The sequence below is a fragment of the Archangium violaceum Cb vi76 genome (assembly GCF_000733295.1).
Taxonomy (GTDB): Bacteria; Myxococcota; Myxococcia; order Myxococcales; family Myxococcaceae; genus Archangium; species Archangium violaceum.
In genome coordinates this window covers 116,368-139,001 of the sequence record NZ_JPMI01000240.1, presented here as the reverse complement: position 1 = coordinate 139,001, position 22,634 = coordinate 116,368, and the positions used below count along the sequence as shown (strand labels likewise).

Genomic DNA, 22,634 nt, shown 5'->3' with positions numbered 1-22,634 from the left:
AGCATTGGTTCACCCAACACCCGGAGGAGCGAGGACGTGCAACGCTGAGCAATCATACAGAAGCGCTCGGCCGCCCACTCGTCTATATCAGGGGGCCTGCCTAGGTTCGCTCAGTCCCTCGTCTCCCCACCCGGGAGGTCGCGCCTGTGAATCGACGTCTTCTCACCGCCACCCTACTGGCCCTCGTCTTCTCAGAGGCTGCCCTGGCCCAGGTCTATGTCATTCCACGGCGAGCTCAACGTTCGCCCGTGCACACGTACGAGTTCGAATGGAAGCACATGGACATCCTCGTGGGCCCGGAGGCCGAGGGTGTCGCTGCCCCAGCGGCCCACCGGGCCCACATGCAGCCGCCCGGCGCGCCGGGAGGTCCCACCCCCGCCACGCAGATGCTCTCGCCGGGCGTCCCCACCGCCGACGCGAAGCAGGTGCCCAAGCCCGGCAAGCAGGGCGAGGAGGGCACCGGTGGCAGCCCCGTGGAGTCCATCGAGCCGGGCAGCCCCACCCCCGTGGTCGACAACCAGCGGGATGGGGGGACGCCCGCGCCCATCGCCACGGGCAATGAGCTCTACGTCCCCATCGCCCTGCCGGCCGACGGAGGCACGCCGGATGGCGGCCCCGCCTACGCCACGTCCCTGGGCACCAAGAGCGGTGGCGTCCGCTTCTACTTCTACGAGAGCGAACGGAACGTGGCCCAGTACGCCGCGCCCCAGCTCGAGGAGGCCTACCGCTACCTCGTGGACCGGTTCCAGTTCGTCCCCACGCAGACGTTCCCGTACATCCTCTACAGCAGCTACCAGGAGTTCCTGCAGACCAACGTCTTCGCGGTGTCCGAGGGAACGCTGGGTGTCACCAGCACCCAGGGCAACCTGGAGCTGGCCCTGCCCTACCTGGGTGACCACCGGCTCTTCGGGGAGATCAGCTCCCACGAAATGGCCCACCAGTTCACCATCCAGAAGGTCCGCTTCCTGGCGGAGCAGGCCAAGGTGGCCGGAGACCCCCTCAACGCCATCCCCCTCTGGTTCATCGAGGGTCTGGCCGAGTTCTACGCCAAGGGCGGGTTGGACCCCGAAGGCGAGATGATGGTGAGGGACCTGCTCATCAACCCGGACCTGCAACGCGGGTACGCCTTCCTCGACTTCTGGTCTCCCGGGCCCTACGGCTTCCTGTGGATCTACAAGGTGGGCCAGGCGCGCTGCCAGTTCCTGGAGGAGACGTACGGCCGGGGCTTCATCCAGAAGGTGATCGACAACTCGCCCAAGCTCATCTCCGGCACGGCGGGGTCGCCGGAGCTGCCCTTCGAGGGGCTGGTGGAGATGCTCACCGGGGACGAGCCGCAGAAGGTGGCCGCGAAGTTCGAGGCGTGGCTGAAGCAGCGCGCCTACCGCACCTACCTCAAGGCCGAGCAGGGCACGCCGCAGATCGACGTGCTGCGCGAGCGCCGGGGTGTCGTCACCTCGCTCAACAGCTCGCCCAATGGCCGGCTGCTCATGTACCGGAGCATCATCCCGGAGACGGGCCAGAGCCAGCTCATCATGTTGGACCCTCGCGCGCCCCAGGAGAGCTTGAAGGTCCAGGGCGACGGCGTGCCGGGCTACGAGTCGCTGCACCCCGTCTTCGGGCGCAACTTCGCCCTCACGGACGACAAGCTGGTCTTCGTGGCCGAGTCGCTGTCACGCGACATCATCTACGTCCAGTCCTTCAAACACACCGCCGAGCCCATCTCCATGACCGGCGCGCTACCGGCCATGGGCCGCAGCCCCTACCTCAACAACCCCACCGGACTGCGCAAGGAGCCGCCCTACCGGGTGCGCTTCGAGCTGGGCCAGCGCGTGGCCTACAAGCTCGCGGAGCACGGGCTGATCGCCGCGTACTCGCCGGCCTTCTCTCCGGATGGCAAGCAACTGGCCTTCGTCGGCCTGAACGAGTCGGGCACGCGTGACGTGTACGTGCTGCCGCTGGATCAAGGCCTGGACGTGGAGCCCCGGCAGATCACCCACGACGTGTACGCCGAGCGCAGCCTCACCTGGGGCCCGGCGGGCATCGTCTTCACCTCGGACGCCACCTCGCACGGCTACTACAACCTCTTCCGGGTGAAGCCGGAGGCCGCCGACAAGGTGGAGCGCCTCACCACCGAGGCGAGGGACCATGCGGACCCGACGGTGACGCCCGAGGGCCGCCTCTTCTTCGTGGCGTACGAGAAGAGCCGCTCGGACCTGCACGAGTACACCGGTGGTGGCGGCATCGTGCGGCGCACGGACGTGACCACCGGCCTCTTCGAGCCGAGCCCCGCTCCGGATGGGAACCTGTGGCTGCTCTACCACGTGTCCGGTGAGCGCAAGCCGGCCCTGCTGCGCTCGCAGCAGTTGATGAACTTCGAGGTGGCGCAGGCCGTCAAGACCGAGGCGGGCCCGCCGAGCCCCCTGCCCCAGCGCTCGCTGGTGGGCGCCGAGCCCTACAAGCCCTTCGCCCGGGAGAACATCGACCTGGGGCCCATCATGGGCTTCGCCGGAGCGGGCGGCGGTGGCTTCTACGGGCAGATGTTCGCCTCGGCCTCGGACCGGATGCGCAACCACGCCCTGATGATGCAGGTGGCCGTGTACGGCTCGTTCGACCTCACGGACGGCTACCTGCTCTACATCAACCAGTCCCAGCGCACCATGTACGGCGGCGGCCTCTTCCAGTCGCTGCGCTTCCGCGTGGACCAGACGCTGAGCCAGTACCGCAACCAGCTGCCCTACTACGCGCTCGTCACGGGTGAGCGCTTCTTCGGCGTCACCGGCCTGGCGCGCTATCCCCTGAGTACCTTCACCTTCCTGGAAGGCAACCTCAGCGTGGGTGGCGCCTCGTACTTCCTCGACCCGAGTACCGCCTTCATCCTCAACCTGCAGGAGATCAACGGCGTTGGCGACCTGTACTCGGAATGGCAGCGGAACAGGCCGGGCCTGCGCTTCCAGACGGAAGGCTCGCTGGCCTTCGGCTACAACACCCTGCGCTACCACTACACGGGCGTGCCCATCTCCGGCACCTCGTTCCTGAGCGAGGTCACCACCGGCGTCCAGCCCTTCCACGGCCAGATCTACGGCAGCCTGCGCCTGGACGCGGAGCGCTACTTCCCCATCCCGCTGGGCAGCACGCACGTCATGCTGCGCGGCGGCGCGGGCACCAACTTCGGTGGACGCTTCGCCCAGTCCTTCTACCTCTCCAGCTTCGACACCCTGCGCGGCGTGCCCTTCGGCAACGAGCAGTGGCTGCTCGGCCAGCACTACCTGTACTCCACGCTGGAGCTGCGCGTGCCGCTGGATGCGCTCATCCGCATCGCCTTCCTCAACACCCTCATGGGTGTGGCCGGCTTCGACGTGGGTGGTGTGGGCAACTCGGCCCGCGAGATGTGGAACAAGCGTGTGCTCGATGCCGCCGTGGGCGTCAACGTGGGCCTGGGACCCATCCTCCTGCGCCTGCACTTCGCCTACCCGTTCGACATCAACGCCCCCGCGAGGCCGGCGGACAGGTGGGTGACGCAGTTCTCCATCGGCCTCGCCGGGCTCGAGGGCTACCTCTTCAAGGGGCACGGCGACCCGCCCGGAGCCCAGAAGAAGCGCATCGCCGGGCCTCCCGTGACGCTCGGTGGACCCAACCTCGGCGGATTCTGACGCATCCGCCGTCACGGCCCGGGGTGGGGGCAGGCAACCCCCTCACCCCGGCCCGCTCAGGACTGCGCCGCCACCAGCGCGGCGTTGGACCGGGCCAGCGGGCCCCCCTCGTGGGGAATCCGCTCGAAGTCGCCCCGCAGTGCCTTGAGGGCGAACTTCTCGAGGTCGATCTCCCGCCGCGTCCGCACCCCCAGCGCCCGCACCAATTCCGACAGCGGGCCGAAGCCGAGCAGGCCATGCTGGAGCAGCAGCCCCGCGGCCACCCCGCTCATGATCTTCCACCGGGGACCGTCCTTCGCCGCCAGCACCAGCCCGAGCACCGAGACCGCGGACGCCGCCACCGTCACCACCCGGTTCAGGTCCCACTCGCGCTCCAGCTTCTCCAGGTAGGTGCTGATGACCGAGCGATCCATGTGCTCGGCCATGCTCTGGACGCACTTCTCCACCCGCGCATCAATCCGCCGGTTCACCCCATCCGGTGTGTGGGTACGCACCGAGTCGGTCGACATCCGGTTCCAGGACTCCATCACGCCTCCCTCCAGCCAGGCTGGCAGGTCATCTGTGCGAAGGTAGGGATGCACCCGCACCCGGGTCAGGACAGCGCACCGGGCCCGGCCGTCTGCCCGCCAGTCCCCCCTGCTCGGCTCGCCAGGGAATGCCTAGCTTGGCCGCCGTGAATCGCCTTCCACACGTCCTGCTCGCCTGCCTGCTCGGTACCGCCTGCATCCACCGCGACTACCCCCAAGCCTTGCGCGTCCATGAGGACGTCGCGGGCTCGGGGCCGGAGCTGTCACTCGCCCTGTACCAGTCCGTGGGCGTGGGGCTGCGCACGGGCCACGTGGTGGAGTTGGTGCAGGACGCCCGCATCGTCGAGCGGCTCGAGGCGGAGATCCGCGAGGCCCGCGAGTCCATCCACCTGCTCGCCTCCAACTGGCAGCCAGGCGAGGCCTCGGAGCGTCTCCTGCGCGCGCTCTCCGAGCGCCACCCAGGGGTGGTGTGCCGCATCCTGGTGGACCCCCTGCACAGTCCGGGCTTCCAGGACACGGTGGAGCCCCGGCTCGTCCGGGCCGATTGTGACGTCCGCTCCTTCCGGCCCTTCGTCGGCGCCGAGGTGGTGTTCAGCGATGAGCGGTTGGAGGCGCGCAACCACCGGCAGCTCGTCATCCGCGATGGGCGCAGCGGCCTCACGGGAGGCTCCGGCGTGGGGCCGGAATGGCGTGCCGCCCCGGCGCCGGCGAACGCCTGGCGGGACACCTATGTCCACGTGGAGGGCCCGGCGGTGCGCCAGCTGCAGCAGGCCTTCGCCCGGGACTGGTTGGAAGCGGGCGGAGGGCTGCTGCCGGAGTCGGCCTTCCCCACGCTCGAGCCGCGCGGCGAGGCCCGGGCGGGCTTCGTCGCGAGCACCGGCTCGCCGTCGCTCAGCCACTCCGAGCGCATGGTGCAGGTGCTCATGGCGGCCTCGCGGCGCCGGCTGTGGCTCACCAACGCCTGCTTCGTGCCCACCGCCGCCACCGTGGACACGCTCATCCGCAAGGCCCGCGCGGGCGTGGACGTGCGCATCCTCGTGCCTGGCTACGAGGCCACCGCGGGTGTGCTCGCCGCCCAGCGTTCCTCCTACGAGCGGCTGCTGGAGAGCGGCGTGCGCCTCTGGGAGTACCAGTCCGCGCCCCTGTACGCCCGCACGCTCGTGGTGGATGACCTGTTGACCGCCGTGGGCTCCAACAACCTGGAGCCCAACGCGAGCGCGATGCTCGAGGAGGGGGCGCTCGTCGTCGAGGATGCGCCGTTCGCCCAGGCGCTCGCCGACAGCTTCGAGCGCGACCTGTCCCACGCGGTGGAGGTCCGCAAGGAGGAGTGGCGGGAGCGCGGGTGGCTGGATCGCGTCGGATCTCCGCTTCCGCCCTCCGCCACCGGTTGCCGCTGAGGTGGATCGCGGAAGCTCAGTAGGTGCCGCCCTCCTCGCCCACCGCCTGGGTGGTGATCGGGCCACCGCCCTCCTCGCCCACCGCCTCGGTGGTGACACACCCATTGCCCTCCTCACCTATCGCCAGCGTGGTGACCTGTGAGTTGCCACCGCGCACATGCTCCAGGTCCTTCGTGGGCAACTCGTAGTCGATGAAGGTCTTCTTGCCGGTCTTGCGCATCACGTTCTCCTTTGAGTGCGAATGCACCCGTCGAGGTGCATCCGGCTGAGATGGAGCCCGTGGCTGTGACTTGTGAGACGGCGCCCGGCCCTCCAGGACGGGGCTGCCTGGGTGCTCGCCAACCCCGCGACGTGCGACGGCTCAGGCCCGCCGCTCGACCAGCCGCTCGCGGACGGTGGACACGGGCGCGCCACGAGGCCGGGTGTCCCGACGGCCCGCCCGTATCAGCCCCCACCCCGCGCCCACCAGCAGCGCCCCGAAGAGGAGGAATCCCACGTCCCACGCGAGCTGCCCGGCTCCGGGGTGGACGTGGTGGATGCCCAGCAGGTGATGATCGATGAGCCCCTCCACCACGTTGAAGAGACCCCATCCCATGGAGAGCGCGCCGACGAAGGTGCGCGTGGACCAGGGCACCTCGGGGCGCTGGCCCGCGCGCCACAGGAGGCCGAGGCCCATCACCGTCATCAGCCACGTGAAGGCATGGAAGAGGCCGTCCCAGAACATGTTGACCTTCATCGTGACGAGGTCCGTGGGTGGCAACTGGCTCGAGAGCATGCTGTGCCACTGGAGCAACTGGTGCAGCAGGATGCCGTCGACGAAGCCGCCCAGGCCCGTGCCGAGCAACACGCCCGCCGAGATGAGCGCGCCTTGATGCCGTGGAATGCCAGCCATGGACTTCCCCCTTGCCGCTGTCACCGCGGCAACCCGATGCGGTACAGGTAAGCGCTGACGGCCCCGATGAAGAGGAAGGGCACGACCATCATCACCAGATAGCGCCAGAAGTCCTCACCCAGGACCGAAGCCTTGACCACCTGGGAGGTCTCGCAGTTGGGACAGGCGGACGCGGCCGTCGTCACCAGCAAGCCCACGAGCAGGACGAAGGACACGAGCCGGCTGTCTCTCATCGGGCGGACCCTCGGGTGGAACTTCGCTTCGAGGGTACGCACGGCGGACGCGGGGACGAGAGAACCAGGCAGCCGGGTGAGGGCCGGGACGTCAGGGGATTCCCAAATCAAGAGGAGGAGCTCTGGAGGAAGCTCTCCAGCACGGCCTTGCGCAGGGGCAGGAACTGATCGCGGAGCGCTGGCGAGATGGCGAAGCGGCCCGGGTCCGCCGGATCATCGTTCTCCGAGCTGTGAACGAAGTTGGCCGAGGCGGGCCACGTCAGGCCACCGCCCACCGGCCTGCCGCTGTTGCGCTGGTGGCAGCCACCGCAGGACAGGGCCTGGGCACGCGCGACGACGTCACGAGGGGTCAACGTGCTGCCCACCCGGGCGAGTTCCTGGCCGATGGCCTGGTGGAACGGGCTCGGGCCCGGGCCGAGCTGGGCGAGGTAGTCATCCGCTCCGCCCCGGGTCTGCGAGTCGCTCTGGGCGGCGTTGAATTCATCCGGCACCGCATGGTTGAAGCGGTTGAGGTCATTGATGGCCAGGCTCGCCACCTGGGAGACGAAGTGGCTCTGGAAGGCCGAGGCCCGCGGATCGGTGGACGCCGGGTTGAAGAGCCCGCCAAAGGGGTTGCTCTTGACCGTCGCCGGGAGGAACTTCAGCGTGCACGCCGGCTGCGAGGTGCAGTCGCTCACCAGCTTGAACTCGCGCATCATCCACGGCACCGGAGGCGCGGTGGGCCCGCCCTGGAGGAACTGGTTGGTGCGCACCTGGCCGAGGCTCCCCGGGTTGTTGCCGTAGTGGTTCATGGCCACCACCGGCTCGAAGCCCGGCAGACCCGTGAAATAGAAGGCCTCCAGCTTGCTGGCGCGCGACAGGGGGTCCGGGTCGGAGGACAGCCCCGCCCAGAAGTCGGCCACCGGCCGGCACCCCTCGAGCCCCAGCTCGGGCTGGGGGTTGGGAAGCACCGCCTCGAAGATCATGAAGTTACGGTTGGCGGGCGCGGAGGGTAGCTTCGCCAGGACGATGCGGTACTCGCCGCAGTTCGAGCCATCCACGGGCGCCAGGTCGAAGCGGTTGTAGAGGCCCACCGCCGCATAGCTGTCCAGGTGGATGACCGAGCCCGGCCGGGCCTGTCCCCCCTCGCTCGGGCGGCACACGTAGGGGAAGCCGTTGAGGGTGTTGCCCGCGTCGGTGCAGTGCGGCATGCCCGGCAGGTCCGGCTGCCCGGGCGCCGGGTTCTGCGTGTCCCAGAGCTGGCGGAAGAGCTGCTCGGAGGTGAAGCCCGCCCCGCCGTTGTCGGCGACCAGCTTGCTGAACACCCGCCGCCCGCCGAACCGGGCCAGGATGCTCTTCTCCGTCACGGCCAGCGAGCGGCGGATGTCGATGGAGACCGTCGCTGGAGCCTCCCCGACGCCAGGAACCGGCAGCTCCATCCCAATACCACCGCGGTCGGAGTGCGGCGGTGCTTCCCCGGCCATGGGCCCCCCCTCACATGCCCCCAGCAGGGAGGCGGCGGCCGTCACCAGACACATCCGATTGAAGCGCTTGTGGCTCATGGGATTTCCCCTTCGTGCTCTGTCTGAGGGGTTGGACCCGTGAGCCGCTCCGGCGGGCAAGGCCTCCGGATTTTTTCCGGCTCCACCCCGGACCCGCCTCGGGCTGTGACGAGGGCCACAGCCCTCGTGTGAGGCCGCGCACCGCGCTCGAACGCAGTCCTCCGCATTGTTCGCCTCACCCGCGGCAACGACATCGGCCCGGGGTGAACGGACACTGGAAATGAGCACGCATCAGGCACGGGCGCTGGAGCCCCATGAGTTGGTCCTCGACAAGCAACAGAGCTACAAGCGCCTGGAGGAGGATGCGCTCATCCGCGTGGTCCGCGAGGAGTGCCGGCACTTCGCCGTCCACCATCTCCCCTACCGGCTCTCCCCCGTCGTCCTCGGCATTCCCGGGCTGCTGCTGCACCTGTTCCTGCTCGCCGCCGTGCACACCTTCGAGCGCGCGAGATGGATGTATGCGCTCTGGGTGGTCTGCCGGGTGCTCCACTTCTGCCTGGATGCCATGGACGGAACCCAGGCCCGGCGTAACGGGACCCAATCCACCGCTCGCCACTTCTGGGACCACTGGGTCGACGTGATGAACTCGGCGATGGCCGTGTTGATCGTGGCCCAGCTGGGCCCTCGGCAGGGCGTCTACTTCCTGCCCTACATCCTGCTCACCGCCACCGGGCAGCTCTTCTTCTACCTCGGGCTGTGCCGCTACTTCGCGACCGGCGTCATGCGAGATCCGTACATCAACCACCTCTGGAACTATGTCTTCTGTCTCTTCCTGGGGCTGTCGGTCTGCGTCTTCGGAGTGGGAATCCTCGAGGTGCCCGCCTTCCAGCTCACCTATGCGCTCGCGAGCCTCGTGGCCTTCGGTGCTGGCGCCTGGTCGCTGCTGCAGGACGTGGTGCTCATGTACCGCTCGCCGCTCTCCTCCCCGCGCTTCTATGTGCGGATCCTCACGGCGCCCGTGCTCATCCTCGGCCTGTACGTGACGTGGATGCGGGACTGGAGCGATGTCTTCTCCGCGCGGGCCCTGGTCGCCCTCGCCATGAGCAGCCTCGCGGTGGGCGTCCATGCGCGCCAGCTCGTCAACAAGCCCCCGGCGTGGCTGACCGTCGAGAGCATGCTCTTCCTCCTGTTGATTCCCCTGTCCGCGGTGCCCGTGGCGCTCCAGCCCGCGCTCCACCACGGGCTGCTGCTGGTGATGATGCTGACCCTGATCATCAGCATGTGCCGGTACCTCCGGGAGATGATCTCCCAGTACCCGGAGATCGGCTTCCCGCTGGTCTGGTTGTCCTCGACGCACCGGCCCGTGCTGCACACCGTGAGCAACAAGCTCGCGGCCTGAGGGAACCCGGAATCTCCTTGCTGGCGGAGGTTCATCCGTTATATTGGAAACACATGCTTCCTCCGCAAAGCCCACCCCCCGCGAGGGTCCGGTGGGCTTTCGAGCTTCTATGCTCGATCGCAGCCGTGCCTCGGTCCGGGTCACTCCAGGAGAGGTCAGGAATGCGAGCTGCGAACATCGAAGGAAAGGAGGGCGGCGGCACGAAGAGCGTGTGCGCACACGCCGCCCTCGTGTTGGCCATGACAGCGGTGCTGGTCCACGGACCCGCGAGGGCCCAGGAGCCAGCGCCGGCCCAGACCGCGACACCCGCGGCGGATACGCCGACCGCCACCGCCGAGCGTCTCGCGGAGCTGGAGCAACAGGTCGACCTGCCGCGGAGCCAACAGGAGGAGGAGCCGAAGAAGGCGGCCGAGGAGAAGAAGGGCGTCTCCGTCTCGGCCGCGCCGGGCAAGGGACTCACGGTCACGACCGATGATGGCCGCTTTGCCATCACGCTCAGGGCACGAGCGCAGTTCCGGGAGACGCTCACCTGGGAGAAGGACAAGACGACCCATGAGATCAACGTGAAGACGTTGCGCCTGATCACCCAGGGGCATGTCCTCACCACCGACCTCAAGTACACCCTCCAGCTCGCCTTCGGCGGCAACGACTTCGAGACGGGCAGTGCCTCGCCCATCTTCGACGCGTTCATCGATTACACGAGGGTGCGCGATCTCAATCTGCGCGTCGGGCAGTACTTCGTTCCGTTCGATCGGGCCCGCACCATCCGGGAGTTCGCGCTCCAGCTCGTGGACCGGCAGCAGGTGGTCCAGGAGCTGACGTTGGATCGCGACGTCGGCCTGATGCTGTACTCGAACGACCTCGGTGGGCTGAATGGCATGCTGGGCTATCACCTCTTCATCGGCGGTGGAGAGGGGCGCAACCGGTTCGGCCCCCAGGCCCTGGGAGGCATCTACGTGGCGCGCCTGGTGCTCCGTCCGTGGGGCAACTTCGACGATGATCAGGAAGGAGACCTGCAGCGGCTGCCCAAACCGCGCCTCGCGATCGGGCTCGCCGGTGGCTACAACCAGGGGACGAATCGCCAGCGGTCGACCACGGGCACCACGCTGACGCTCGGGACGCTGGACTACACACACGCCGCCGCCGACGTGGTCTTCAAGTACAGGGGGTTCTCGTTCCTCGGCGAGGCCGTGCTCCGCAACACGGGGCAAGACTTCCTCGAGGGCACCAACGCGAGCGGGGCGACGATCCGGGAGTACTCACGTTCCGGTTGGGGCTACTTCCTCCAGGCGGGCCTGATGGTCTCTCCGTTGGTCGAGGTCGCCGCGCGGTGGGACCAGCTGTTCGCCTTCGCCGGGACGGACCCCGCGCTCATCAACCAGGTCAACACGCAGGGAAGACAGGTGGGCGGTGGACTCAACGTCTACCTGAACGGTCACGCGTTCAAGCTCCAGACCGACTACTTCTACATCTTCGGTCACGACCGCTCCGCGAGCCGGCATGTCGCGCGGCTCCAGCTCGACGCCTCGTTCTGAGCCTGGAGCTGACCGTGCCCGGGATGAGCGTGGTCACCCGCCATCCCGGGCCGGCTCGACGGCCATGTCCCATTGCTCCGGCGAGGACAGACACACGCCGTTGCCCTCGTCGTCGGTGGACACGCAGAATCGGGTTCCACAGGAATCGGGCCGCGTCAGGGAGCAGCGCGGCCGGCACCGGCCCTGGTGGCAGACGAATCCCTCCAGACAACTCTCGGCACCTTCGAGTCCACAGGTCCGGACGCACGACCTCCGAGCCTGCCCCACCAGGGTGAGCAACGGCTCCATCTCACACACCGTCCCCTCGGGACAGGGCTCGTCGTCATGGCACGAGCGCCCGTACACCACGAGGCACACCGACACTCCGCCCTCCCACCGGACGCACTCCTGGCCCTCGGGACACGTACGGCCCTCACAGGTGGGCTGGCACAGGGGCCCATCGGGGTCTCCGCGAGAACAGAAGAAGCCCTCCGCACATGTCCCCTCCTTTCCGGGCACGCACCGCCGGCCACACCAGCCGGAAACCGCGCAGACGAGCCCCTGCCCACAGGCCCGTTCCCTCATGGGCCACTGGACGAACCGCAGACACCTCTCACCCTCCTTGCGCATGCCCTCATGGGCGCAGGTGCGCAGGGCCATCCTGTCCCTGCCTCGGAGGGGAATGGCCCGGCAGGCGGTCTCGGGTGGACACCAGGAGTCCGACTCGCAACCCGTACCCGTGCACTGCCGCTGCTGGATGCGCGGGTCATGGAAACACACGAACGGAGGGTCACACTGCTCGTCACCCTGGCACGGCTGAAGGAGGGTGGGCCTCTCTCGGGCCTCCGCTGGGGACAACCAGGGAGCGAAGCGCCAGCCCTCGACGACCTGCTCAGGGGGTGACCGGAACCACAGGATGGCAAGTCCCGCCAGTGGAATGACCAATAGCGCAATGGCGGCGAGCGCCAATACGGCACGCCCCTTCATGAAGCACGAGCCTCTCCGGGATTCACCCTCCATCCGCCCGCGCCTCGCGGGAGCACCCGTCCATCCCGCCACACCCTGTGAGCCATGCTACCCATGCGGTGGACCCGGCGCACGATTTCACCCGTCAACGCCGGGAGGCTTCGTGCGGTAACGTTCCGCCCCTCCATGAGTTCGTACAGCAAAGGCCTCAAGAGACCCATGTCATGGGCGTTATTTCAGCTGCTCAGCCTGCTCGCGGGCCTTGGATCCAGCGGTTGTGTAGAAGGCTCCAACTGCACACCGGCGGATACGACCCACAGTTGCTGTGTGAAGAATCACCCCCACGACCCGGAAGCCTGCGATGGAATCGAGGGGGGACAAGGCCAGTCCTTCCGCACCGTTCAATCCACAAAGCCCCCTCCGTCACTCCCCAACAACAAACCCGCGATGGGCGGTAGGGTTCCACTCACCGCCGCAGCGGCACTGGCCCTGACAGATTCCGAGGCCTTCCAATCGCTCCAAGCAGAACTCGAGAAGATTCTGGAAGAATGCACAAAGCAAGCAGAAGATGACGTCAACCAGAAGCGCTTGGGCGGGAGGAAGCCGGGAAAGGCCGACTGCGAGCAAGTAGTTGGAAAGAAATCCAACGGAACGCCTGTAACACAAGCCATGCGCTGGGGATTGGAAAAGCACAAGGAGGCCCGTGAGTGTGTCGACCTGGCATTGAGACAACTCATTCCCGGGCACTTCAGCCTGGAACAGCGCTATCGTTTTGATCCTGCCACAGGACAAACAGGCCTCGTGAGCAAGGAAGCGCGGGAAGGACTCGTGCGACAAGGGCGTGAGAAAGAACTCGAGGGCACCCTGGAGCCAGATGTCGTCATCCACACGGGAGATCCGCTCAAGGCCTGGGCTGTCTACGACTTCAAGTTTCCCTGTCCGGAGACGAACCCACCCTTTTGGAGGAAGTACCCCCAAGGGCATCCCTATCAGGGCCGTACACAAGGGGAGATGTACCAGCGCGCCCTGGGACAATCACCTTCCCGCGTCACCCCCTTGGACGGAGTCATTCGGGAACCCATATGGTGAGCGAGCACTACCCGAGACTCAGGCAAAGCCTGCCGGATGGCAGACTGGTCCTGAGAGAGGGACTCATCCTCTGCTTCTTCATGCGGCGCCCGCACGACACCATCTCACAGGCCATCACGCGCGTCCTGGACCTCTATCTCGATGCAGTGGGGAACGAGAAGCTGGGCTGGTACGTGGACATGGGAGGCGACCTGGCCCCCGAAGAATACAAGGGCTGGGCGGGAGCTGTACGGCCTCTCGATGATGCACAGTGGGAGAAGGTTCGCGACGAGCTGAGCGCACCTTCCAGTTGCATCCTGCAATTGGAGGAGCATGAGAATCAGGTGGGTGGATTTCGTTTCGAGTACCACGGCAGGCCGCGAGAAGACCTCGCCCTGCCAGGTTTCGTGAGCGCGGTGTCCTTCTGGTTGCCCACGGAATATCTGGAGGAGCACGGCCCCGGGCACGTCAAGAAGCTGGCCGTGGCGCTCGCACGAGAGCTCCCCCTCGACTCTGGTTACGCCAGCCTTGCATTCAACCATCTCCTGCCCAGCAAGCCGGTGATGCACCTCATCCAGGAGCAATGCTTCCGCTACCCGGGGATGGACGTACATAATCTCAGCACCACATCCATGTACCTGGGCGAGAAGGCCCGGGGAGCCTACTGGCTGAACTTCTATGGACAGACATTGCTCGATCAACTTGGTGGCACAGGAGTAATTCGCGCACAGTTGACCCATCCGGAAGTATCCGTCGAGGAGCTGAGCGCCCAGAAGGTACTGGTCTCGCTGGGGAAATGGCCTGAAGCGGGCGATGTGGAGCAGAAAAGAGAAATGAAGCCGTATCGCGTCCTGGCACGGGTGCTGGAGCCCTGCCTGTACGAAGAACCCGGCTCCCGCGACTTCACTCGACGCTGGCAACGCCGTTTCCTCGATACATGACCTGAAAAGTCACCCCAGCCACCTTCCCAATCAGGTAGAGTGTCCCGGTACGGAGGCATACCGGCCATGACCCTCGCCATCGCGGGCTTCTCCCCCTTTCCCCCCGAGCTGCTGCTCGTCCTCGTGGCCTCGCTGCTGCTCTGGAGCCGGGTGCATCAGTTCCTCCTGGGGCTCACGGTCCGGTGCGGCGAATGGGGCGCCTTCCGCGCGGCCCTCGCCCTCGCCGGTTTCCTGAAGTGGCTTCCCCTCGCGGCCTGGATGAGGGCCAGGCTGTGGCGCGAGGAGCTCTATGCGCACTCGGGGCTCGGCCATACCGAAACAGCCGTCGCGGGTGCCCGCCGCCTCGCGGTCCACGCCAAGGCGGACGGATGCCTGCTCTGCGCTACCTGCGTGGTCAACCTCTTCATCAACGCGGGCCTCTACCTGGAGGCACTCGACATCGAGCGGGGCTGGCCGTGTCCACCCGCTCCCGATGCGCCGTCCGCCGAGCGGAATGAATGGACCCTGGTCCGGTTCAACCTCGTCGAGGCTGTCTACAACCTCGGTGGATGGGGAGCCGCCAACGCGCGCCTGTCCTCCCTGGAGGAGCCGGCACGTGCGTTCCCCTTCCTGTGGAACTTCTTCCCCGTCCAGCGCGCGTGGATCCTCGCGCACACCGGGCGCGGCGAAGAGGCACTCACCACCCTGGAGAACGTGGACCGCCAGCGCGTGCCCCGGGTGTATCGGAGCGAGGTCCACTTCACCCGCGCCGCGGCACTCCTGGCGCTGGGCCGGTACGAGGAAGCGGAGTGGGAAGCACACAGGGGGTTGAGGCTCGCGCGCCGGGTGTCGAGCACGCGCAACGGGCTGTTCCTTCTCGGGCGCATCGCCATGGCGGCGGGACGTCTGGAAGAAGCCCCGCGCTTCTTCGAGGCGGGCGCCACGCACTCCTACAAGAGCCAGGGCGGAGACGGATTGCTGGCCTGGGGTGACTGTCTCGCGAAGCTCGGCCGCCAGGAGGAGGCCCGGGACGCATGGCGGCTCGTGCTCGTCAGGGACGCGCAGAGTGGTGCGGCCTCGGAGGCGGCTTCCCGACTCGGTCTCCACGCGCACCCCCTGGCTGCGTCCAGGCGCCCTGGCCTGCCCGAGGCGCGCTAAGGTGCGCGGCCCATGCCCCTGCCCATCCGCCTGGTGCTGCTACGCCCGCGCAACGCGGAGAACCTGGGTGCCGCCGCCCGGGCCATGAAGAACTGCGGCCTGTCCGAGTGGACCTGGATCCGCCCCGAGGCCGAGGATCTCGCCCCCGCCCGCCGGCTCGCCGTCCACGCCGAGGATGTCCTGGAGGCCTCGGGCCGCGCGGACACGCTCGACGCCGCCGTGGCGGACTGTGTCTGGGTGGTGGGCACCAGCTCGCGCAAGGTGGAAGGCAAGCGCCGGCTCTCCCCCCGCGCCGTGGCCGAGGAGATGGTCCAGCGTGCCGCCCAGGGTCCCGTGGCCCTCGTCTTCGGCGATGAGCGCAGCGGGCTCACCAACGCCGAGGTCGAGCGCTGCCACGACCTGTCCGCCGTGCCCACCGCTCCCGAGCAGCCCTCCATCAACCTCGCCCAGGCCGTGCTGCTGTACGCCTATGAAATCCGCATGGCGACGCTCGCCGCCTCGCCGCCTCCCGCCGCTCCGCTTCCCGTCGCGGCCACGGATACCGAGTTGGCACGGGTGGAGTCCGCCCTGGAGGACGCACTCGTGACCGGTGGGTTCCTCGTGGACGAGCAGACCCGGGGCCGCACCGCGCTCCGGGACTTGTTCGCGCCTCTGCGCCGCTCCCGCCTCACCCGCAAGGAGGCGAAGCTGTGGCTCGCCGCCCTGCACACGCTGGCCAAACGGCTGCGCGCACGTGACTCGGGGGGATGACCCTCACCCCAACCCTCTCCCAAAGGGAGAGGGAGTCTCTGTCACCTGGTGGAGGGGCCCAGGAGCTTCTTCATCAGCTTCGGGTCCTCCGGCAGCAGCCCCGACTTCGGCAGCCGCTTGAGCAGCTCCTTCCAACGCGGGTCCGCCTTGTAGGTCTTCTGGAGCAGGGGCACCGCCTCGTCCACCTTGCCCACGTTGACGAGCGACACCGCGTGCCAGAACACCATCTCCGCGTTGCCCGGCGCCAACGCCTCCGCCTCCGAGTAGGCCTTCAGCGCCGCCTGCGTGTCGTTGCGCTCGATGGCCAGGTCTCCCTCGTTCATGAAGTTGTACGCCCGCTGCAGCGTCACCAGCCGTCGCAACTCCTTCAGCGGGGCCGGGTGGTCATCCACCCGCAGGTCGAACTTGCGGTCCGCCCACGGCCGACCCGAGGCCTTCCCCGACACCACGATGAGCGCCGCCGACTGCTTGCCCCGGATGTCACCGCCCTGCGCCTCCGCCGCCTCGAGCGCCGCCAGCATCCGCTCGGCCAGGTCCCCCTTCGCCTCCCGGTAGGCCCTGGCCATCGCCGGCCACACCGTGTCCTTCTCCATCATGTTCGCCTGCACCGCGAAGTTCTCCCCCACGATGTGGCCCGCCGCCGCGACGCACTTCTCCCCCGTGTGCGCCGCCACCCGGCCCTGCGCGTCGATCATCCCCACCTGCCGCACCTGGCTCGCCGAGTCCGCCGCCAGCAGCCCCGCCAGCGACTGGGGAGCACTTCGACCCGCGCGCATCAGCTCCAACCCCAGCTTTCCGTAGGACGGATCCACGAAGGACTGGGTGGCCACCGCCCCCACGCCCGCCTCGGCCCAGGGCACCGTCGCGCCCACCGAGAACCAGTGGGATTGCACCGCCACGCCCAGTTCACCCGTCTCCGGGTCGCGCGCGACGATGGAGTAGGTGTTCACGGGCCGCTTGGGCACGGGCGCCGGCTCCGCGGCGAGCGCGGGCATGGCGAGCAGGGCAAGCAACAGGATGGAACGCACGAGGAAGCCTCCAGGGAAGGGGCCGCGAGACTGAGCGAGCGGGCTTCCAGCCGCAAGCGCCCTCCTCCTCCCGCCCCTCCAGCGAGCGGCCTGGAAGCATCCCCAGTGAGGCGCGCCCCAGGTCCCTACCTTCTCTGGAGATACCAACCTGGAAGGAGCCAACCATGTGGCACATGCCCTACGAGCGGATGTCCATCGGCGACGGGCCAGACGACGCGCCCAACGTCCCCAACCGGGAGGCCCCCACCGAAAAGGAGAACGGGCCCAAGCGCACGCCCAACGCCGCCGAGGGCACCGAGGAGGAGCGCCGCATGCCCCAGGCCGAGCCTGGCCCCACGCCCGGCTCCGCCGAGGGAGGCGCCTTCGACGAGCCCTCGCGGCCTTGACTCGCGGCCGTTACAGTGGCCCCGAGCCATGAATCGCAAGCCCCCCGCCCGACGCGCCCCGCCTCCCTCCACCAACAAGCACGCCCACCCCGGGCGCTGGGAGGGCAAGGCCAAGCCGGACTGGCTCGCCCGCGCGCTCGCCCGGGCCGGGGTGCTGCCCCAGGGTGAGGCCGAGGACGCCATCAAGGCCGGCCGCGTCTCCGTGAATGGGAAGGTGGTGAAGCAGCCGCTCGCCCCCGTTCCCCCTGGAGCCGCCGTGCGCGTGGACGGACAGCCCGTGTCCCTCGAGGCGCCCACCCGCGTCCTCGCCTTCCACAAGCCCGCCGAGCTGCTCACCTCCACGGTGGGCCAGCATGGGGTGGGCACCGTCTATGAGGTGCTCCTGCCCCAACTGCCCCCGGAGCTGGCCGGCTTCACCTGGCACGCGGTGGGGCGGTTGGACCGCGGCACCACCGGGCTGCTCCTCTTCACCAATGACGACAAGCTGGTGACGCACGCGACGTCCCCCGACACGCACCTCACCAAGCGCTACGTGGCCACCGTCTTCAGCGAGGCGGACGAGGAGAAGGTGGAGCCGTTGCGCCACGGCGTGCAGTTGGAGGACGGCCCCGCCCGGCCCGCGAAGGTCCGGCTGCGCGACGCGCACACCGTGGAGGTCACCGTCACCGAGGGCCGCAACCACCAGGTGAAGCGGATGCTGGGCGCGGTGGGGCTGCCCGTGCGCGCCCTGCACCGCGAGGCCGTGGGCGGCGTGGAGCTGGACGTGCCCGAGGGCTCCTTCCGGCTCCTCACCGACGCCGAGGTCACCGAGGGCCTCCGCTATCCCCCCGGTACCAATAAGGAGTGAGGGGCCTCCGGCTCAGGACTGCCGCTTCAGGCTGCCCACGGTGAGCCCCGCCCGGCGCGGCTGCTCCCGGTTGACCTCATCGGCCCGGGACCGGGCCAGCTCCGGCGCGTTGGCGGGTGCACGCCTTGCCGCGGCGGCGGGCGCGGGCGTCCCCTTCCCCGCGGCCCCGCCGAGCAGCTCCTGGATGCGGGCCCAGCGCGCCTTCTCGTCGGCCATGAGGCGCTTGAGCTCCTCGCGGGCCGTGGCGTCCGGGAGCGAGTCGGCCGCCGTGGCGACCCGATCCAGGAAGGGCATCAGGTAGCCGATATCCCTGTCGAAACCAGCGGGCTGCGCCATGTGCGTCCTCCTCGGGTGGGGAACAGACCCCGTCCACCCTTCCTACCTCACCGGACAGCCGTCCGGGCGCCGCTTCCCGCCCCCCTCTCCGGAAATCCGCCTGGGAGACAGAAGCTTTTGGGTCGCTCCGGAGTTATGTAACCCCAGGTGTAGGCAGGGCTCCTCCAGCGGCCCAGCGACCGGGGGGGCTTCCCCTCCGGCTTGAGAGGGAGTACACGGCTCCCCGGCTCCATGCCGATTTGGCTGGAAACTTCAAGCGGCGGGAAGTAAGGGCGCCCCCTGCCCTGTTCTCGCAGGACTTCAATCAGCAGAAGGACCGACCCTCGTGGCCTCCCAAGTTCCCATCGAAAAGGTTCGTAACATCGGTATCTCCGCCCACATCGACTCGGGCAAGACGACGCTCTCCGAGCGCATCCTCTTCTATACCGGCCGCATCCACGAGATCCACGAGGTGCGTGGCAAGGATGGCGTGGGCGCGAAGATGGACTCGATGGATCTGGAGCGTGAGAAGGGCATCACCATCCAGTCTGCCGCCACGTACGCGATCTGGGGCGAGTACAACATCAACCTGATCGACACCCCGGGACACGTGGACTTCACCATCGAGGTGGAGCGCTCCCTGCGCGTGCTCGACGGCGCCATCCTCGTGCTCTGCTCGGTGTCGGGCGTGCAGTCCCAGTCCATCACGGTGGACCGGCAGATGAAGCGCTACAAGGTTCCCCGCATCGCGTTCGTCAACAAGATGGACCGCGCGGGCGCCAACTATGAGCGCGTGGCCGCTCAGCTGAAGGAGAAGCTGGGCCACCACCCCGTGCGCCTCCAGGTTCCGATCGGCGCCGAGGACCGCTTCCAGGGTCTCATCGACCTCATCCAGATGAAGGCGTTCTACTTCGATGGTGAGAGCGGCGAGAAGATCCGCGAGGAGGAGATCCCCGCCGAGTACGTCGAGAAGGCCAAGGCCGACCGCGTCGAGATGATCGAGAAGGTCGCCGAGGTGGACGACACGCTGGGTGAGCTCTTCCTGGCGGATGCCGCCATCACCAACGAGCAGATCATGGCCGCCATCCGCCGCGCCACGATCGCGCTGAAGATGACGCCCGTCATGTGCGGCTCGGCCTACAAGAACAAGGGCGTGCAGCTGCTGCTCAACGCCATCTGCTCGTTCCTGCCCAACCCGGCGGAGATCACCAACGAGGCGCTGGACCAGAAGAACGGCGAGGCGAAGGTCGTCCTCGAGTCCAGCCCGGACAAGCCCTTCGTGGGCCTGGCGTTCAAGCTGGAAGACGGCCGCTACGGCCAGCTCACCTACATGCGCATCTACCAGGGCAAGGTGAGCAAGGGTGACTTCATCACCAACCAGACCAACCAGAAGAAGGTCAAGGTGCCGCGCCTCGTTCGCATGCACTCGAACGAGATGAACGACATCAACGACGCGCGTGCCGGTGACATCGTCGCCCTGTTCGGCGTCGAGTGCGCCTCCGGCGACACGTTCACCGACGGCACCGTGCAGTACACGATGACGTCCATGTTCGTGCCGGACGCCGTCATCTCGCTCGCGGTGAGCCCGAAGAACCGCGACGCCCAGGCCAACTTCTCCAAGGCCCTCAACCGCTTCACCAAGGAGGACCCCACCTTCCGCGTGAACCGGGACGAGGAGTCCGGCCAGACGATCATCCGCGGCATGGGTGAGCTGCACCTGGAGATCTACATCGAGCGCATGAAGCGCGAGTACAACTGCGAGGTGGTCGCCGGTAAGCCGCAGGTGGCCTACCGCGAGACGATCTCCCAGAAGGGCGAGTTCTACTACACGCACAAGAAGCAGACGGGTGGTTCCGGCCAGTTCGCGCGCGTGTGCGGTTACGTGGAGCCCCTGCCGGCCGACGCCGTGCAGCAGTACGAGTTCGTGGACGACATCGTGGGCGGCTCCATCCCCCGCGAGTTCATCCCCGCGTGCGACAAGGGCTTCCAGGAGGCCATCAAGAAGGGCTCGCTCATCGGCTTCCCCGTGGTGGGTGTGCGCGTGGTCATCAACGACGGCGCCTTCCACGCGGTGGACTCGTCCGAGCAGGCGTTCAAGACCGCCGCCATCATGGGCTTCCGCGAGGGCTACGCGGCCGCCAAGCCGATCATCCTCGAGCCGATGATGAAGGTGGAGGTCCAGGCTCCCGAGGACTTCCAGGGCTCGGTGGTGGGACAGATCAACCAGCGCCGTGGCACCATCCTCGAGTCCGGAACGGCCGAGGGTTACGTGACGGTGGTGGCCGAGGTGCCGCTGAACACCATGTTCGGCTACTCCACGGACCTCCGCTCGGCCACGCAGGGCAAGGGCGAGTTCACGATGGAGTTCGCCAAGTACTCCCCCGTGCCGCGCAACGAGGCCGAGGCCCTGATGGCGCAGTACAAGGAGAAGCTGGCCGCCGAGCAGGCCGCGCGCAAGTAGTTCCGCGCTGAACGGCCTGACACTTCCAGGCTGTTGAAGGAAGGCGCCTCCCCCGGGGGCGCCTTCTTTGTTTTCGGGCCCGCTGGCGATTCGCGTCGCGGGCCTCCCGGGGACCATCCCCACTCACGAGAACACATGACTTTCGAAGACCTGAAGCTTGCCGAGCCCTTGCAGCGCGCCGTGAAGGCCGAGGGCTACACCACCCCCACGCCCATCCAGCAGCAGGCCATCCCCCACGTATTGGAGGGCAAGGACGTGCTCGGCTGCGCGCAGACGGGTACCGGCAAGACGGCGGCGTTCACGCTGCCCATCCTCCAGCGGCTCTCCGTGGGCCGCCCTCCGCCGCCCGCCCGCGGCCGCCCCATCCGCGCGCTCGTGCTCAGCCCCACCCGGGAGCTGGCCGCGCAGATTGGTGACAGCATCCGCGCCTACGGGCGCTTCACCGGCATCACCTCCGCCGTCATCTTCGGCGGCGTGGGCCAGAACGCCCAGGAGCAGGCCCTCAAGCAGGGCGTGGACATCCTCGTGGCCACCCCGGGCCGCCTGCTGGACCTCATGCAGCAGGGCTTCGTGTCCTACAAGTCGCTCGAGGTGTTCGTCCTCGACGAGGCGGACCGGATGCTGGACATGGGCTTCATCCATGACGTGAAGCGAGTGATCGCCGCGCTGCCCAAGAAGCGGCAGACGCTGTTCTTCTCGGCCACCATGCCGCCGGAGATCCAGGGGCTGGCCAACAGCATCCTGACCAACCCGGTGCGGGTGGAGGTGGCGCCGGTGGCCACCACGGCGGAGACCATCGACCAGCGCCTGTACTTCGTGGAGAAGGAGCAGAAGCGCGGGCTGCTGGTGCACCTGCTGCAGACGGACAAGGCCATCCAGCGCGTGCTCGTCTTCACGCGCACCAAGCACGGGGCGAACCGCGTGGCCAAGCAGCTGGAGGCTGCGGGCATCGGCGCCGAGCCCATCCACGGAAACAAGAGCCAGAACGCGCGCGAGCGGGCGCTGGCGGCCTTCAAGTCCGGCACCTGCCGGGTGCTGGTGGCCACGGACATCGCCGCGCGGGGCATCGACATCGACGGCATCACCCACGTCATCAACTTCGATCTGCCCAACGTGCCCGAGACGTACGTGCACCGCATTGGCCGCACGGGCCGCGCGGGCGCGGCGGGCATCGCCCTGTCCTTCTGCGACTCCGAGGAGCGCGCGTACCTGAAGGACATCGAGCGCACCATCCGCCGGCGCGTGCCGGTGATGGAGGCCCAGGCGTACCGCTCGAACCTGCCGCCCCCCGCCGAGGGCGCGCTCGAGCCGGCTCCGGCCCGGGCACAGCAGAACACCCGTTCTCCGCAGGGGCAGCCGCGGGGCGAGCGCCGCGACGGCGAGCGCCGTGACGGGGGTGGACGCCGCCGGGGTGGTGGTGGCGGCGGCGGCCGGGGTGGTGGCCGGGGTGGAAACGCGGGAGGCTCGCGGAGCTCGGAGTCGGCACGTCCGGCTCGGAGCGACCGTCCGGGCACCCAGCAGGCCCAGCGCCCCTCGGCGTCGGCCCCGGCGGCACCGCCCGCCGTTTCTCAGAGGCCTCGCGCGCCCAAGTGGCTGTAAGAAGCGCTCGCGACGAGAACCTCCGCACACCGGATAAGAGGAA

At 68.2% G+C, this 22,634-nt stretch carries 20 protein-coding genes; 12 read left to right on the top strand and 8 right to left on the bottom strand.

Features of this window, described 5'->3' with window-relative positions; translation table 11 throughout:
* Window positions 1-146 precede the first annotated feature (146 nt).
* Window positions 147-3,650 (top strand): PD40 domain-containing protein, encoded by a 3,504-nt coding sequence (locus Q664_RS33765; protein WP_043405043.1) that lies wholly within the window; start codon window positions 147-149, stop codon window positions 3,648-3,650.
* A 56-nt stretch (window positions 3,651-3,706) separates the two neighbouring features.
* Here the strand turns inward: Q664_RS33765 and Q664_RS33760 are convergent, their stop codons facing one another.
* The gene (locus Q664_RS33760) at window positions 3,707-4,177 is read right to left on the bottom strand and encodes a hypothetical protein (RefSeq protein ID WP_043405041.1); all 471 of its coding nucleotides are present in this window, start codon (window positions 4,175-4,177) and stop codon (window positions 3,707-3,709) included.
* A 146-nt stretch (window positions 4,178-4,323) separates the two neighbouring features.
* Between Q664_RS33760 and Q664_RS33755 the strand changes: the two genes are divergently transcribed.
* On the top strand, window positions 4,324-5,574 hold the full coding sequence (locus Q664_RS33755) for a phospholipase D-like domain-containing protein (RefSeq protein WP_160174559.1): 1,251 nt from the start codon (window positions 4,324-4,326) through the stop codon (window positions 5,572-5,574).
* Between the two features lie 16 nt (window positions 5,575-5,590).
* Here the strand turns inward: Q664_RS33755 and Q664_RS33750 are convergent, their stop codons facing one another.
* The 4 genes from Q664_RS33750 to Q664_RS33735 all read right to left on the bottom strand — a co-directional run bounded on the left by Q664_RS33750 (window position 5,591) and on the right by Q664_RS33735 (window position 8,240).
* Complete coding sequence (locus Q664_RS33750) at window positions 5,591-5,794, bottom strand: hypothetical protein (protein WP_043405038.1); 204 nt, start codon at window positions 5,792-5,794, stop codon at window positions 5,591-5,593.
* 141 nt (window positions 5,795-5,935) lie between these two features.
* Window positions 5,936-6,466 carry a DUF2243 domain-containing protein gene (locus Q664_RS33745; RefSeq protein WP_052518997.1) on the bottom strand — a complete coding sequence of 177 codons (531 nt, stop codon included), beginning with the start codon at window positions 6,464-6,466 and terminating at the stop codon, window positions 5,936-5,938.
* A gap of 20 nt (window positions 6,467-6,486) precedes the next feature.
* Window positions 6,487-6,741, bottom strand: a complete 255-nt coding sequence (locus Q664_RS33740; RefSeq protein WP_160174558.1) for a hypothetical protein — start codon at window positions 6,739-6,741, stop codon at window positions 6,487-6,489.
* Window positions 6,742-6,806: 65 nt separating this feature from the next.
* Complete coding sequence (locus Q664_RS33735) at window positions 6,807-8,240, bottom strand: hypothetical protein (RefSeq protein WP_152622490.1); 1,434 nt, start codon at window positions 8,238-8,240, stop codon at window positions 6,807-6,809.
* Window positions 8,241-8,460: 220 nt separating this feature from the next.
* On the opposite strand from Q664_RS33735, the gene Q664_RS61470 reads away from it, so the two are divergent.
* Together Q664_RS61470 and Q664_RS33720 are read left to right on the top strand one after the other, a co-directional pair.
* Entirely contained in the window at window positions 8,461-9,579 is a 1,119-nt protein-coding gene (locus tag Q664_RS61470; protein ID WP_235216974.1) for a CDP-alcohol phosphatidyltransferase family protein, read from the top strand.
* 161 nt (window positions 9,580-9,740) lie between these two features.
* Complete coding sequence (locus Q664_RS33720) at window positions 9,741-11,114, top strand: porin (RefSeq protein WP_052518995.1); 1,374 nt, start codon at window positions 9,741-9,743, stop codon at window positions 11,112-11,114.
* A 33-nt stretch (window positions 11,115-11,147) separates the two neighbouring features.
* Here the strand turns inward: Q664_RS33720 and Q664_RS58230 are convergent, their stop codons facing one another.
* Window positions 11,148-11,477, bottom strand: a complete 330-nt coding sequence (locus Q664_RS58230) for a hypothetical protein (protein WP_152622489.1) — start codon at window positions 11,475-11,477, stop codon at window positions 11,148-11,150.
* 768 nt (window positions 11,478-12,245) lie between these two features.
* Between Q664_RS58230 and Q664_RS58225 the strand changes: the two genes are divergently transcribed.
* The 4 genes from Q664_RS58225 to Q664_RS33695 all read left to right on the top strand — a co-directional run bounded on the left by Q664_RS58225 (window position 12,246) and on the right by Q664_RS33695 (window position 15,955).
* Complete coding sequence (locus Q664_RS58225) at window positions 12,246-13,148, top strand: hypothetical protein (RefSeq protein WP_152622488.1); 903 nt, start codon at window positions 12,246-12,248, stop codon at window positions 13,146-13,148.
* Window positions 13,142-14,068 carry a type VI immunity family protein gene (locus Q664_RS33705; RefSeq protein ID WP_052518994.1) on the top strand — a complete coding sequence of 309 codons (927 nt, stop codon included), beginning with the start codon at window positions 13,142-13,144 and terminating at the stop codon, window positions 14,066-14,068. Before Q664_RS58225 ends, Q664_RS33705 begins: the two co-directional genes overlap by 7 nt.
* A gap of 66 nt (window positions 14,069-14,134) precedes the next feature.
* Window positions 14,135-15,205: a tetratricopeptide repeat protein gene (locus tag Q664_RS58220; protein ID WP_043405024.1), complete on the top strand. Its 1,071-nt coding sequence runs from the start codon at window positions 14,135-14,137 to the stop codon at window positions 15,203-15,205.
* Between the two features lie 12 nt (window positions 15,206-15,217).
* Window positions 15,218-15,955, top strand: coding sequence for an RNA methyltransferase (locus tag Q664_RS33695; RefSeq protein ID WP_043405021.1), 738 nt, complete (start codon window positions 15,218-15,220; stop codon window positions 15,953-15,955).
* A gap of 41 nt (window positions 15,956-15,996) precedes the next feature.
* Here the strand turns inward: Q664_RS33695 and Q664_RS33690 are convergent, their stop codons facing one another.
* Window positions 15,997-16,983 (bottom strand): DUF1028 domain-containing protein, encoded by a 987-nt coding sequence (locus Q664_RS33690; protein ID WP_043405018.1) that lies wholly within the window; start codon window positions 16,981-16,983, stop codon window positions 15,997-15,999.
* Window positions 16,984-17,147: 164 nt separating this feature from the next.
* On the opposite strand from Q664_RS33690, the gene Q664_RS33685 reads away from it, so the two are divergent.
* Window positions 17,148-17,369 (top strand): hypothetical protein, encoded by a 222-nt coding sequence (locus Q664_RS33685; RefSeq protein ID WP_075207582.1) that lies wholly within the window; start codon window positions 17,148-17,150, stop codon window positions 17,367-17,369.
* 28 nt (window positions 17,370-17,397) lie between these two features.
* Window positions 17,398-18,216, top strand: a complete 819-nt coding sequence (locus Q664_RS33680; protein WP_043405014.1) for a pseudouridine synthase — start codon at window positions 17,398-17,400, stop codon at window positions 18,214-18,216.
* A 12-nt stretch (window positions 18,217-18,228) separates the two neighbouring features.
* Here Q664_RS33680 and Q664_RS33675 read toward each other — a convergent pair whose 3' ends face one another.
* Window positions 18,229-18,552, bottom strand: coding sequence for a hypothetical protein (locus Q664_RS33675; protein WP_043405011.1), 324 nt, complete (start codon window positions 18,550-18,552; stop codon window positions 18,229-18,231).
* Window positions 18,553-18,877: 325 nt separating this feature from the next.
* Here Q664_RS33675 and fusA point away from each other — a divergent pair, with 325 nt between their 5' ends.
* Window positions 18,878-20,992 carry an elongation factor G gene (fusA, locus tag Q664_RS33670; RefSeq protein ID WP_043405008.1) on the top strand — a complete coding sequence of 705 codons (2,115 nt, stop codon included), beginning with the start codon at window positions 18,878-18,880 and terminating at the stop codon, window positions 20,990-20,992.
* A gap of 135 nt (window positions 20,993-21,127) precedes the next feature.
* Window positions 21,128-22,591, top strand: a complete 1,464-nt coding sequence (locus tag Q664_RS33665; RefSeq protein WP_043405005.1) for a DEAD/DEAH box helicase — start codon at window positions 21,128-21,130, stop codon at window positions 22,589-22,591.
* Window positions 22,592-22,634: the final 43 nt, after the last annotated feature.